At 34.4% G+C, this 14673-nt stretch carries 12 protein-coding genes; 2 read left to right on the top strand and 10 right to left on the bottom strand.

Features of this window, described 5'->3' with window-relative positions:
- Window positions 1-187: 187 nt before the first annotated feature.
- The 5 genes from HHH54_RS03685 to HHH54_RS03665 all read right to left on the bottom strand — a co-directional run bounded on the left by HHH54_RS03685 (window position 188) and on the right by HHH54_RS03665 (window position 4243).
- Complete coding sequence (locus tag HHH54_RS03685; protein ID WP_198617485.1) at window positions 188-682, bottom strand: Asp23/Gls24 family envelope stress response protein; 495 nt, start codon at window positions 680-682, stop codon at window positions 188-190.
- Between the two features lie 70 nt (window positions 683-752).
- Window positions 753-995: a DUF2273 domain-containing protein gene (locus tag HHH54_RS03680; RefSeq protein WP_198617484.1), complete on the bottom strand. Its 243-nt coding sequence runs from the start codon at window positions 993-995 to the stop codon at window positions 753-755.
- 12 nt (window positions 996-1007) lie between these two features.
- Window positions 1008-1553: an alkaline shock response membrane anchor protein AmaP gene (gene amaP / locus HHH54_RS03675; RefSeq protein WP_198617483.1), complete on the bottom strand. Its 546-nt coding sequence runs from the start codon at window positions 1551-1553 to the stop codon at window positions 1008-1010.
- Between the two features lie 121 nt (window positions 1554-1674).
- Complete coding sequence (locus HHH54_RS03670) at window positions 1675-3174, bottom strand: BCCT family transporter (RefSeq protein ID WP_198617482.1); 1500 nt, start codon at window positions 3172-3174, stop codon at window positions 1675-1677.
- Window positions 3175-3238: 64 nt separating this feature from the next.
- Window positions 3239-4243 carry a zinc-binding alcohol dehydrogenase family protein gene (locus tag HHH54_RS03665; RefSeq protein ID WP_198617481.1) on the bottom strand — a complete coding sequence of 335 codons (1005 nt, stop codon included), beginning with the start codon at window positions 4241-4243 and terminating at the stop codon, window positions 3239-3241.
- A gap of 95 nt (window positions 4244-4338) precedes the next feature.
- Between HHH54_RS03665 and HHH54_RS03660 the strand changes: the two genes are divergently transcribed.
- Both HHH54_RS03660 and HHH54_RS03655 read left to right on the top strand, forming a co-directional pair.
- Window positions 4339-5334 carry an MsnO8 family LLM class oxidoreductase gene (locus tag HHH54_RS03660; protein ID WP_198617480.1) on the top strand — a complete coding sequence of 332 codons (996 nt, stop codon included), beginning with the start codon at window positions 4339-4341 and terminating at the stop codon, window positions 5332-5334.
- A 150-nt stretch (window positions 5335-5484) separates the two neighbouring features.
- Window positions 5485-6165 (top strand): flavin reductase family protein, encoded by a 681-nt coding sequence (locus HHH54_RS03655; RefSeq protein ID WP_198617479.1) that lies wholly within the window; start codon window positions 5485-5487, stop codon window positions 6163-6165.
- Between the two features lie 714 nt (window positions 6166-6879).
- Here HHH54_RS03655 and HHH54_RS03650 read toward each other — a convergent pair.
- The 5 genes from HHH54_RS03650 to lacG all read right to left on the bottom strand — a co-directional run bounded on the left by HHH54_RS03650 (window position 6880) and on the right by lacG (window position 14666).
- A complete protein-coding gene (locus HHH54_RS03650) occupies window positions 6880-7725 on the bottom strand; it encodes a P-loop NTPase family protein (protein ID WP_198617478.1) in 846 nt (281 codons plus the stop codon).
- Complete coding sequence (gene cas2, locus HHH54_RS03645; RefSeq protein ID WP_349771829.1) at window positions 7722-8039, bottom strand: CRISPR-associated endonuclease Cas2; 318 nt, start codon at window positions 8037-8039, stop codon at window positions 7722-7724. Before cas2 ends, HHH54_RS03650 begins: the two co-directional genes overlap by 4 nt.
- 14 nt (window positions 8040-8053) lie before the next feature.
- Window positions 8054-8929: a type II CRISPR-associated endonuclease Cas1 gene (gene cas1, locus HHH54_RS03640; protein WP_198617477.1), complete on the bottom strand. Its 876-nt coding sequence runs from the start codon at window positions 8927-8929 to the stop codon at window positions 8054-8056.
- Complete coding sequence (gene cas9 / locus HHH54_RS03635; protein ID WP_198617476.1) at window positions 8919-12929, bottom strand: type II CRISPR RNA-guided endonuclease Cas9; 4011 nt, start codon at window positions 12927-12929, stop codon at window positions 8919-8921. The genes cas1 and cas9 overlap by 11 nt, the downstream gene beginning before the upstream one ends.
- 333 nt (window positions 12930-13262) lie before the next feature.
- Window positions 13263-14666, bottom strand: a complete 1404-nt coding sequence (lacG, locus tag HHH54_RS03630; protein WP_198617475.1) for a 6-phospho-beta-galactosidase — start codon at window positions 14664-14666, stop codon at window positions 13263-13265.
- Window positions 14667-14673 lie beyond the last annotated feature (7 nt).

The raw sequence follows: 14673 nt of genomic DNA, 5'->3' as shown, positions 1-14673 counted from the left end.
GTGTTTGCGTCCGACTTCCTTCAGATTCCACCTCACGATGGACACCCTTGTCTTTCACTAACAGTTCCTACTGCCAAGCCTGTAATGGACTTTCACCATCAAGTTGTTAATCATGCCGAGCGCACACTAAAAAACTGCCGATAGCATGTACTATCGACAGTTTCTCTCATCTTTTTAAAGATGTATATTATTGTAAACCTTTGTGTTCGTTGTTGTCTCTATTTTTTTCATTTTTTTGTTGCCATTCTTTACGTGTCATCACGTCGTCAACTTGCATGTTCACTTCTACAACTTCTAAACCAGTGATGTGTCTTACTTGTTCTTTAACTAAGTCAGTAACTTTACGGAAGATTTTTGGTGCAGATTCACCATATTCTAAGATAACTTTTAAGTCAATTGCAGCTTGTTTTTCGCCAACTTCAGCGCTTACACCTTGAGTAACATTATTATTGCTTGAGAATGAACCACTGATGCTGTCTACAAATCCGCCTTTCATATCTAAAATACCTTTAACTTCACGTGCTGCAATACCAGCGATTTTTTCTACAACTTCATCAGAGAAAGTTAAGCTATTTTTGAATTGAGGTTCTTGATTGTCACGACGTTCTTCGCGTTCTCTTTCATTTACACCTGTTTGGTTATTATATGCTTCTTTTGCACTTTGATTATTTTGAGTTGCCATAGTTCAAAACTCCTTTTAATTAAATTTAGTTTGATAAAGCTAAAAGTGAAATAGTTAATCGGCAATTAAATTAGCTTAACCGATTGAGTAAATTCATAAAATCTTGTGTACGGTCTTTAATATACCCTACACCGATTCCGATTAAACATAAAACAATGACTAAAACTGTTTTCCAGAATCCAAGCGTTAAAAATAGTATCGCAATGATTAAGAAAAGTAAGAAACCAAGAATACGCCATTTATAATTATTCAACATTGCTACAAGTTGATCGTTTGAATTTTGTTGCTCTTGATTTTGATCTTGATTAGCCATGGAATCCCTCCTTTACACAACACGTGGCGCATTTGGATTTTTACGTTGTTCACGCACGTTAATTTCAAGTTTGCGAACGGGTAATTCAGAAAAACGTTCAACATTTTCTTTAATATCTTCACGCACACGTTCGTTTAAAGATTGAATACTTACTGCACTAGAAGGCACTAAGTAATCCGCCTTAATGTCGATATAACTGTTGTTCTTCTTATTGTATAATTTTGAAACAACATTAGGTTGACGAATATCGTCGTACTTTTTAATCGTGTCATAAACCGTATTTTCAATCGATTTACGAGAAACGTAAATATGACCATCACTATACGTTTTATATAGGCCAGGTTTACGGTGTGTTGGTTTAAATGTACTAAAGAATAAAATTAAACCAATTAAAATTAATAATGCTGATAAACCAATTAATAACGGTAAGAACCAGTTAAATTGATAGAAATAGTTTTGATACTGTGTAATAGGTTTGTAGTCTATGTACATAAATAGCAAGAAGCCGACAATAACTACAATTAATAAACCTAAAATAAAGTTTTTAAGTCTATTCATTTCTCCTGTCACCTCACATTCATTCTTTATACTCATAAAGTACCCTATTAATTTTGATTGAAACATTGATATAAAAAATTTACTTAATTATTGAAATCACCGTAATATCACGCTATATATGCTATTTCTTAGTTAATCTCGGCCGTTCTTTCACAAGCGCCTTAAATAACGACCAAACCATTAAAATAATCACAAAGGAAAATGGTAACGCTGCGATAATTAATAAATTTTGAATGGCTTGTGTACCACCTGTAAGCAACATAATAAGCGCAAATAACGCAAGCATAATGCCCCAACTCACCTTAACCATACTATTTGGGAAGTTGTCTCCATTAGTACTTAACATTCCTAATACGTATGTCGCAGAGTCTGCAGAAGTTACAAAGAAAATCATCACAACGATTAACGTTAAAATACTAATTACATAACCTAATGGAAAATGAGCAAGCGTCGCAAATGTTGCGGTTTCAGTAGCTTCTTTTGCGATATCCGCAATACCATTCACTTGTAGATACACAGCTGATGCCCCAAATACTGCGAAGAAGATGAAACATACCAGCGCTGGGACAAATAATACACCTACGATAAATTCTTTAATCGTTCGTCCTCTTGAAACACGTGCGATAAAAATACCAACAAATGGCGCCCAAGAAATCCACCATGCCCAGTAAAAGATTGTCCAATTGCGCATCCATTCAAACTTATCTGGTTGATCGATTGGCATACGTAAACTCATATCAAAAAAGTTTGCAATATAATTACCCAGTCCGTTAGTAAATGTATTCAAAATGTACAAGGTAGGCCCAACAATAAATACTGCAATTAATACGACAAATGCAATTGCCATATTAATGTTACTTAAAATTTTAATCCCTTTACTAATCCCAGACCATGTAGACCATGTAAATAAAATAGTAGCGATAATAATAATAGTGACATGTATCGTAAAATTCGATGGGATACTAAATAAGAAATTCAAACCTTCACCAATTTGAAGTGCACCAAATCCTAATGTTGCAGCCACTCCTGTCACTGTCGCAATAATTGCTAATATATCTAACACGTACCCAAACGGACCCGCCATAGTTTTATAACCAAATAAAGGCGTTAAAGTCGCACTCACAAGACCTGGATAGCCTTTATGATAGTTAAAATATGCAAAAACAAGTGCGACAATCCCATACACAGACCATGCATGTATGCCCCAATGAAAAAAGGCAAACTGAAAACTATCATTAATTGCTTGTTGTGTACCTGCTTTATGTAAAGGTGTGGCCGTAAATGCATGTGAAATAGGTTCTGCTGTTGTCCAAAATACTAAACCAATCCCCATACCTGCACTGAATAACATCGCAAACCAAGACTTGAGTGAGAATTCAGGCGCTTCCCCTTCTTTTCCTAACGTAATGTTGCCATATCTTGAAAACAATAAATAAATACACACTAAAAATAATGCTAAAACTAATAAAAGATAATACCAACTCCAGTATTTAGAAATCCATGCCGTCACATTTTGTGTCGCCATCTCCATTTCTTTTGGAAAAATCGCCCCTAACAATACAAAAACAGCACATAAAAAAAGAGAAATCCAAAATACTGTGCCTACTTTTCCAGCTTTCATATCCCGAACACCTCAGTATTTGTTTTTCTCTTTTTTCCCTATTTTGAATGTTATAACCGTAAACTTAAAACTTAATTGCTAATTTGCCAATATGTGATTGTTCTTCCATCATTTGGTGCCCTTTATAAACATTTTCAGGTGTTAATCCGTGTAGCACTTCTGTTAATGTCGATTGATACACTCCAGCATTGAGCTTTTCAGCCAAATCATCTAAATATTTTTGATAATATTCCGTTTCGAACTCATATGTTAAACGTGTAAACATTGACTCATGTGTAAAGGTGATTGCTTTTTGTTTTAAAGCATTGAGGTCTTGATTTTCTTTAAAGACAACAATTGTCGCAATATGCCCTCGTGGTTTCACTAAACGAATCATCGGTTCATAATAACGATCCGTATCATATGTACAGAATATATAATCAGGTTGCGGTAAATTGTGTGCTTCAAACTGCGCTTCTAAATCTTCACGATGATTTAAAACAGTATCGGCGCCCATTTTCTGAGACCACGCTATCGTTTCTTGTCGAGATGCTGTTGTAATGACATTTAGACCATATGCTTTCGCAATTTGTGTCGCAATGGAACCAACACCACCTGCACCATTAATAATCAATATCGTGCGCCCTAAATTTTGACTCGCATCTCTCGAAATTCCAAAAATATCAAATAATGTTTCGTATGCTGTAAATGCTGTTAGAGGTAATGTTGCACCTTCTTCAAACGATAAATGCTCAGGAAGATGTGTGACATAATGTTCACCTAATACTTGATAAGTCTGATTCGACCCCTCCCATTTCGGTGCACCTACAAACATGACCTTATCGCCTTTTTTAAAACGTGTCACATTAGATCCTACTTTATCAACCACACCTGCACCTTCATAACCAAGTACTCGTACCTCGCCAGTAACAGGCGTTTGACGCGTCTTCGCATCAATAGGATTCACACCTGACGCTTCTACTTGAATTCCTATTTCATGTGCTTTAACCTCTTGTTCTGGTCGTGTAACCTTTTCAAATAAATTCCCTTCTGATAATTGGAAAGGTTGTTTGGCAATAATGGATTCCATATAAATCCCTTCTTTCATGTTATTTAAGCATCGTGCTCGAGATTCTTTGAACTTTCCTTGATAATTAAAATATAACATATGAAAGGAAGAGACCTATGAGATTAAGCATTTTGGATTATAGTCCAATTTTTGAAGGACGTACCGCAACCGATGCCCTGCGTCACACGGTTGAACTTGCACAATACGCTGAATCATTAGGCTATTATCGTTATTGGCTCGCTGAACATCATAAAGTATCTTCTGTCGCTACTAGTGCACCTGAAATACTCGCCACAATGCTTTTAGAACAAACGTCAAAAATACGCATGGGTGCTGGTGGCATTATGTTACCGCATTACAGTGCTTATAAAATGGCTGAAATTTTTAAAATGCTCGAAGCACGTCATCCTGGACGTACAGACATTGCACTCGGTCATTCCAAAAGTTATCACATTGTTCATGAAGCATTAAATGAAGGGAAAACAGACGGTCCATCATTTGACCAACAACTTGAGGATTTATATAAGTATTTCAATGATGATACTACAACACCTCATCGATTCAAAACATTAGTTGCGATGCCACAAACAACCACGCAACCTCAAATCGCAATTTTAGGATCCAGTGAAAATAGCGCAAAACGTGCAGGTCGTTTAGGTGCCATTTTTGTTTTTGCACCACTAGGTCAAAAAACACAAGCTAAAAAAAGAATTACAACGCTGTATCGCAATACTTTTTTAGAGCATCATCCTAATCAATCACCTTATTTAATCGTATCTACCTTTGTCCTTGCACATCAAGATGATGCCTATCGTCAGCAACTTGAAAACAGCTTGCATTATTGGTTACAACGTGTACATTATTTAAAGCAACCTGAGCATTATGATAGTCCAGAGAGCATTCAACATCATCAATGGTCGGAACGTGAAAAAGAAAAACGCGCACAAAATGAAAAACGCGTCATTAGTGGCAATGCAGAAACAGTACAACAACGATTACAAGCCTTAAGTGACTACTTTGAAGCGGATGAAATCTTAGTTCTGCCTCAAGTGTTTGGTGAAGCCAATCGCAAAAAGACACTTGAATTAATCGCACCTTTAACTCATTCATGATCAAGCACAACACTTATAGATGTGAATGAATCTATGAATATTGCATTTATAAATAAAACGAAACTATAAATTGATTATCAGTTTATATTGGACAAATAAAAGATATCGTTATATTTTGATAATAAGATAACATAAAAGGAGTGTTTCAATATGCAATATTCTCCAAAGCAAGGCGTTAGAAGTCATGGTCTTCCTCATGACCCATTTAAAAGTAGTACCGTACCGAGACCCATTGGCTGGATTTCTACACAATCGAAAGACGGTCACGATAACTTAGCACCATACAGTCAATACCAAAACTTGACATGGGATCCACCAATGGTCATGTTTGCGGCCAATCAATCAGTACTCGGCGATCACGAGCGTAAAGATACAGTGAAAAACGCTGAAGAAACAGGATGGTTCGTGTGGAACATGGCAACTTATGATTTGAGAGAAGCGGTTAACCTCTCTTCAAAAGCCTTACCACCAGAAGAAGATGAATTCGAATTCGCCGGTGTTACAAAAGAAGCTTGTATCGAAGCACCAGGCTATCGCGTCAAAGAATCACCCGTACACTTCGAATGCGAATACGTTCAAACTGTACGCATCCCAACCGGTGATCCCGTCTCAACAGTCGACATCGTCATCGGTCGCGTCGCACAAGTTCATATTGATGATAAAGTCATTCTAGACAACGGCAAACTAGACATCAAATCCATCCGCCCAATTGCTCGTCTAGGCTATTATGACTATACCGTCGTCGATGAAATCTTTGAAATGAAAGCACCTAAAGCATCTAAAGAAGAACTTGCTGGACTAGAAGGTCGTAACTTCGACAATAAAGATTAAATATAACAAGAGTGGGACAAGCGTTATACGCAAGGTTCCACTCTTTTTATAATTTCATATTTAAAACATAGTTTAAAAACTTTAAGTGCCGATCGCCAAACTACCTAAATGACATAGTGCTAAAACTAGAGTTTTGTCTTGTTGCGCTTTTAGTGTGTTTTACTTCCTTCTAAAAAAACATAGTGCTAAAACATTCATAACACAAAAGAGACATTAGTACCGTTTTACTTCCTTCTAAAAAAACATAGTGCTAAAACCAACGCAGTAGTGAACTCTGCTCGCGCGATGTTTTACTTCCTTCTAAAAAAACATAGTGCTAAAACCAACGCAGTAGTGAACTCTGCTCGCGCGATGTTTTACTTCCTTCTAAAAAAACATAGTGCTAAAACAGACGTGTCACGATGTTGTCTTTGTCAGTGTTTTACTTCCTTCTAAAAAAACATAGTGCTAAAACGTAGATTTATATTTATGTAAGTATGAAGAAGTTTTACTTCCTTCTAAAAAAAACATAGTGCTAAAACCTCAAATTCCGCAAATTCGAGTATATTAACGCTTTGAATCTAAGGTTTTAGCGTTTTTATAGAAATAAAAGTAAAACTTTTTATATGATCTTGAATAAATTGAGTCGACGCACTTCAAAAAAATAGTTATCTATACGATGAAGTGTTTCATCGTAACGTTTAATTTTTTTCAACATAGTAATTTTATTATAGCTTATTCGTATTGATTAATAAACTGAAAATAAGGCGCGAATGTTTCTATTTCTGTCCCGATAAATTCAGCGTAAGCAACCATTCGTACTACTTCATCACTTACTTTTTGATTGGTTAGAACTTCTATATCTTCTTTGACTTCATGAATGGAATGGCATAGTTTATTGCGTTTACATAAAAACACATTGTGTTCATTCATAATAATTGAAGGATGATTAGTTAAAACTATAGTTGTGAGTTCATATTGTTTAAGTAAGTTCATAAATGTTTGAATATCTTTGTGTCCTAAAAATGCTTCTGGATATAAGATGATTAAGACATTTTCTTTTTTATCTTTAATAGAAACGTCGATCAGTAGTTTACGTTTTTGAATTTCACTTAAATCTTCTAAATTATGATGAAATTCTAAACCAAATAACTTTAAAAATCGTTTTAGATTTAATGATGTATCCTGTACTTCGATTTGGTAATGAGTGTCTTGAATACCTAATGCATAGTTGAATAAGCGTAAACTTTGTTCAAATTTTTGATATAATGCATTAACATTGGCATCTGTTGAAACTTGATGTTCAAATTGTTTATACACATATTCTTCAATTATCTTTTGTTTAAGTAAGTCTCGATCACCACAATTCAAGATGATTGGATTAAACTGTTGAATTGGTATCGTATCGTAATTATCTGTAATAAAATGTGCAAAGTGATGATCGATTGGTGGTTTTTTATTCAAGTAATTCAAAAAACTCTGAATAAAAGTATCGCAATGTTGCGAACTTTCAAATGTTATAACGTTTGTGCTGACCGCTTCTATATCAAGTACTTCTGTAACGTCGCTTGCGATTTTCATAGCTCTATCATTCTTTCTGAGTTAAGGCCGACATGACCTTCTGGTGCTTCGCCTACTAGGTATTCCATATTGGAAAATTGATTTTCGGTAACCACGAGGGTTTGTACGAGTCCATCTGATGGTACGGCGTCTTTAAGTTTATCAACTTGATGTTTCAAAGTCATACTATTAAAAATGAGTTTACAATAAATAGAGAACTGCATACGCACATATCCTTCATTTGTTAAAAATTTAATAAATTTACGGTACGCGCGTTTTTCAAGTGATGTTTCAACAGGTAAATCAAACATAATGATTAATCTCAAGTATCTCACCTCTTCACACTCCCTTAATACGTCCAAGTGGGTATTTTTATCGTATCTATATCACCATTTGATAAGTATTTCAGTAAACTGTCAATGTAGATTTCAACCGCATTGACGAGATAATAACGCTTTGATCCAATTTTGAGTTTTCGATTTAATAAATTTAAAATTGCTCGTTTTTCATCTTTTCCAAATTCTGACTCGACATGCTTTAATACAGTGTAATCGACTAACGGTCTTAATATCTCCATAAAATCTGATCCAAGATTGTATACGTTAAATTCATTCGCATGTTTTATACCAATTTCAGTTAAGAACCCTTTGCTCACAATTGTTCTGGACACAATCGCTAATAATACTTGATACCCATAATCTAATGCAGCGTTTTGAGCGTTGTCATACCCTCTATGAAAGCCATCTTCTAATATAAGATTAAAATATACTTTCGCTGCATGACCTTCTCGATTAGTTGCATCTCCTAATGTAACGTCTTTCGCATAGTTTAAAAATTGTTGAGCTTGAGCTTTATGTCCTACCGCTTCTAACACATTTTTCTGATTTAAAATTTTAATTCTCGTAATCTCTTGCCATAATGTATCTTTATAAATTTTCTTCCAATTCATTTGTTGTTGAATTCGTCTTGCTTGTCTGTGATGACCATATACTGGTAATAAAAAAGAATGAGGCAAATGTTTTTGATTACACAACAACGTAATTATTTTATTATCACTCAGCGCATTGATTAAATGTCCCGTCATTGAGACATTAGGGTGCTCAATGACAAGACATAACATTTCATTTAACGGAACTTGACTCATTTGTTCGCCTTTCACAATCATGTGATTACGGCGTAGCGACAATTTAGATTCTTTTGTAATCATTATCGTTCTAAAGCTCATTGTTCGACTCCGCAAGTTTGAACAGTGATTTTGGGCGTGTTGTTTTAAGGCCGGTAATTGACGTATAAGCAACTTTCATATTTGATTTCTTTTCAGTGAAAGCTTTTTTACCAACAATTTTTCGACTTCCGATTTTTTCTGATCGCACGGCTGAGGCTTTAGTCGCTTTAAATAACTCTTCAACACAATCTACAAAGTCTTGATGCGTTTGAGTAGTATTAATGAATAAGTCTCTAACCTTTTGTGCTTTATCTTGATTAGACTTCGTATTCAAATATTCTGCATACGCTTCTATCGCTTTTTCAGCTAAATTAGCATATTGTTCAATAAGTACTTCAGTTGGTGTGTCTTTTTTATTTAAAGCTTTTTTAAGCGCACGTTGTTCATCAAGAGAGAGCTTAAATTGCTTAGCATTAATGACTTCTCCACTAGATACGAGATAACATGGATGGCCATTTAACATAAGCAAATCACCTTTGTATAAGGTATAAACAATTTGTGCATCTAATATTTCTTCACTAATTTCTCTATGAGCTAGATGAAGTGCAAGAGCTTTCATATCATGATTTTGATGTTTATAATGTTCAAACATATATTCATCAATTGCGTAATAGTTCACTTTACTTTTACCTTTTTTATCAATTGTTCTTACCGCTAGAAGATGTGTACGATAACGGTTCATCTCGGTATAAACTGCAACATCTGTTTTATTTGATTCGTATTTAGGTGTATTTGTTTTCGGTGAGTACGCTGTTTGTTTGTAAAAATGTTGAGAGATATTTGCGCGCTTTTTAGAAATATTAACCTTAAAACGATCTAAATCCATCTCTACTTTAGAGATCAGTGGTTCTCCTTTTGACAAGTCAATTTTTCTTAACGCATTAATAAAGAATAGATTTTTCAATTTGTTTTTACGATTAAATTCGCCCATTTGTTTCCATTTCTCTTTAACCTTTTCCCATCTGAAATTAAAATCGAAAAAGTCCACATCTTTATATGCAACTTGTGCTCCTCGATAAACGACGCCATTTAAGTATGCATCAATCGCATGATGTTCATCATTCAAACTACGAATTTTAGGAATATCATACTTTTTACGGAATTCGCTTACTATTTTAGCTTTCATTGGGATAACTTTCGTATTTGGATACTCTTCGTTTAAAAAGTCACGAACGTGTACAGAAATTTGACGTGTTTCTACAAGTTGACGTTGAATAAAGCCCTCTTTATCCATTTCTGTAAATTCTTTTTTCATTAATCGATTTAACTTCAATTGGCTAATTAAACCAGATGCATTTAACCTCTTCCAAAACTGAATTAAGTAGTCAGGGTTAGAAATAAACTGTAATGGTACGAGATCCCCTTTGGTTTGGTTCATCTCTTTAAGTACAAGTACTTTGTTATCAATCGAATCATCTTTAATATAACTACGCGGAATAATATGATCAATTTCATAATACTTATCGCCACTTTTAGACAGTAATAAGTCAAGGTCGATTTTTTTACCGGAGTACATACATTTTCCATTTTGAGATAAGTATAGCCACAGACTATCTTCTCTCAATTGTTCATTCGTTAAACCATTAGCTACTTGAATGATATGTTGATATTCTTCAATTGATTTTAACTTCTTATCTTTAATATTCTGTTCCCAACTTTGTTTTCGTGTTTTCTGACGTTTTCCTTTTTCACCGTCTTCTGTCGCAAATTCGATAATGATTTTCTCAGGTTCACCAAATATTGATGTTAGTTCTCTAACAAGTTTAATCGTTGACCAAATTCCTTTTTTCAGTGCAGGTGATGTAGCTAAATCCGCAATATCTTGATAACGAATCTGTTGTGTCGGTATTTGATTTTCCGCTTGAATAAACGATTCAAAATCATAAGTATCGTCTGTAATAATTTCCATAAAGTTTTTATCAGTTTGTCTTAACAGTTCAATAACAGAATGGCCTTGATGTTCATGCGTTAGTAGTTTTTCACTTAATCTGCCCCAACCAGAATAATTCAATTTTTTCAGTTGATTAATCTGTTTTTCTGTGAGGTCTGGATAATTTTCTTTAAGTTTCTTCACAAGAATATTTTTATCTTCGAAGAGTGTAATCCATAAGATAATCTGTTCAATTTCTGCTCTTTTATCTTCAACAGAGCCAAATATTTTCTTCATATCAATATAAGAAGATAATTTTGAGGTGAATTTCTTCTCGTCTTGTGTCCCATATACAGATAAAACGTCACCATTTTTCATGAAATACTCTCTATAGTTTGAGTTAAGCATTTTATCTATAAAGTGACGATGACTCACTGTTTTGGTTTGCGTGAAAATATGATCGAACGCAAATTGTTTTACTTTTGGGGTCATGCGATATTTTCGATTTTTTGGCTCACTTTGCGTTCTAATTTGAACATTATTCAATTCGTTCAAAACTTCCATTTCTTGATACAACAAACTGTGTTTAGGTAAGACATCTTCATTAATTAAGTATGTACACTTACTTGTCATACGTCGAATGAACTCAGTCGCACTTTCTGAACGATTAACAACTGTTTCAAAGTTCCATGGTTTAACCGATTCGTTTTCATTTTTAACCATCCAGCCAAATTTGGCTTGGTCTTTATTTTTTACGAGCGGTCCAACATAATATGGAATTCTAAATCGAATCAGTTCTAACACCTTATCAATCATTTCATCCGTAATGTCTGAGTGAAACACTTGTTGATTACGTAATATTTTTTCCGCTTCATACAAGTTATTTTGCATTGGAATACTTGCGTTATCGGTTGTATTTAACACTTTAAGCAATGTTTCTTGGTTGAGTTCATTATATAACTCATGATCCTCTGGTATATATTTTTTTAATTCCGTTAATAAGCTTTTATATTTATCTTTTGGTTTAATTCTATATTGATCAAACGTACATAGTGCTTTAAAGTTTTTATTATCTGGATACGCTTCATACGCTTTTAGTGCACTTTTAGACGAAACAAAAATAGATTTGAATGCCGCTTTAGTCGCATCTGCTTGATATACAAGGTCTTTCACAGTTTTAAGTTCATGTTTAAACTTTTCATACGCCGCAACTTTAGCTATTGCGATTGAATCATGGCCTTTTAAAATCTCTTTTAGCACAATAGTAGAATATATTTTGTTCGCCAATTGAATAAGTTCAATTTGACTTTGTGTTAAGGCTTCACTGAGATTTTCTTCGTATTCTGAATCTAGTGTATGAGATTGATTAATTTCTTTTAATGCTTCCATATTATCCGCATTATCAAAAAGTTTATACTCACTGAATTTTAATCCTAGTACCATTTTAGCGAACTGATCCAGTATTTTCGCTTTCTTTTTGACTTGATTCACACGATCTGATTTAGTTAAATCATTTCTAAGCAAGATGTTGTAAATCTCTTCTATCGTTTCGCGATCTAAATCAAGTGTACGTTGGTTTTCCACTTCATATAAGTGAACCAATTCGATAAAGTCGTCAAAACTTTCTCCACCTGAGATATCGTTCATATCTAGACGTTCAAATAAAAAATGTCCTCTATACTTCACTAGATGATACAATGCAAGATAAATTAATTCAGGATCAAATTGTCTTTTTTCATTTAATAATGCTGCTTGGAGATGATAAATCGTTGGATACGCTTTAGAGTTATATCCTAAATATGTCAATACTTCTGATAAACTTTTATGCTTAAAATCGGTATTGTCATTTTTCCATTGATGTTGACGTTCAAATTGATAAAAGTTTGGATTACGCACAAGCGGCGCTAAAACTTCTTGAAGCAGGCCTAATCGTTTTATACGACGATTGTTACGACGTCTAGCCCCACGCGCAAGTCTTCGTGTTTCGGCTGTCTCTGCTCCATCAAATAAATACACACCGAGCGCATCCTTGTTAAAATAGTTAAGCACGTTAAAATTCAAATCCATACACGCATAACCCACGCTGCCTGTTCCAATATCAAGACTTAAAATATATGGCTTTTGTACCATAATGTTTACCTCCGTTAGCTTATTTTAAAAATATTATCTCAAATATTTTGACATTTGTGAATAATTATGTTAAGTTAATTATAGAAGTTTTACTTCATTCTAAAAAAACATAGTTAAGTTAAAACAAGCTTAAAGCGTAAATGTAATTAAACGTTAACACCCCGCTGTGTCAGTGGGGTTTTTTATTGCTTATAAATCAAAAAGCACCGGCTTTGCCTTTCGACAAAACCGGTGCTTTTTTCGCAACTTTTTCTTTTATATTAATATTACCGTTTCCATATTTTGCTTTTGGTTATCCTATAGCATACGTATTAGTCTTGGAGGAGATACGTGCTACTCGATAATTTGTGTTTCGGCGAGTTTCTTATACCAATAAGCACTTTTTTTCGGATAACGTTCTTGTGTTTCAAAATCGACATAGAATAGTCCATAACGTTTTTCATAGCCATTTGACCATGAGAAGACATCCATTAAAGACCAGATGAAATAGCCTTTAACATTCGCACCATCTTCAATCGCATCTGCAATCACTTCTAAATGCTTTTTCACATAATCAATACGTGCGTCATCATATACCGTATTATCAACAAATTCATCTTTATATCCTAGTCCATTTTCTGTAATATAAATTTTCTTGTAGTTCGGATAGTCATTTTTCACACGCATAATTTGATCATATAAGCCTTGAGGGTAAATCATCCAATCCCAATCTGTACGCGGCACATCAATATCAAACTCACGTTGACCGACACCTTTTAATTGGTATTTCGAACCACCTTTATTCCCTTTTGCGTTATGTGTAATTTCACTTTCTCCGTCAAACCCACGCATCCAATCACTCATATAATAGTTAATGCCTAAGAAATCATTTAAATCTTTTGCCGCTTCTAATATTTCGAAATCGACATCTCTTAAATCTAATGTACCCCCATTAACACTTAAGATATGATTAACGCCTTCCATTGTTTCATCTGAATAATGTCCTAAATATGTTGCATCTAAAATGAACTTGTTATGAATAATATCCTCTAACTCAGCTGCACGCACATCTTCTGGATTATTTTTGTCATATGGATATTTTGTTGGTAACGCATGCACAACACCAATTTCACCTGGATATTCATTATCTTTATAAATTTTAACAGCTTTAGCATGTGCAACCATCATATTGTGATGAGATTGGAAGACCTTTTCGAAATCGTACTGAATACCTGGTGGAAACTTACCAACAAGATATTGGCCATCCCCAATGGGTCCGATCTCATTAAATGTTGTCCAGTATTTCACTTCATCAAATTCTTTAAAACAAAATGCTGCATAATCTACAAAGTGTTCAATATTTTCTCGGTTTAAAAAATCACCATTCGAATGTAATGTTTCTGGTGTATCGAAATGATGTAATGTTACAAACGGCTCTACATTGCGTTTTAAACATTCTTTAAAAAGACGGTGATAATAGTCTACCCCTTTTTGATTCACTTCACCATAACCTGTAGGGAAGATACGTGACCAAGCAATAGAAATTCGAATGCCGTTCACACCAAACTTTTCGCTCAATTCTAAGTCGACTGGATAACGATTATAAAAATCGCTTGCTGGTTCTGCTGTATACCAATAGTTCTCTTCTAAGTACGTATCCCATGCTACGCGTCCTTTACCGTCTGTGTTTGTTGCACCTTCAGCTTGATATGCTGCAGTTGCGCCACCGAAAATAAAGTCCTTTGGTAATTTCTTCATTCGATTC

This window comes from Staphylococcus canis, assembly GCF_016238445.1.
Classification (GTDB): Bacteria; Bacillota; Bacilli; order Staphylococcales; family Staphylococcaceae; genus Staphylococcus; species Staphylococcus canis.
Note: the sequence above shows the minus strand (reverse complement) of the source record. Positions and strands in the feature narration are given on the sequence as shown.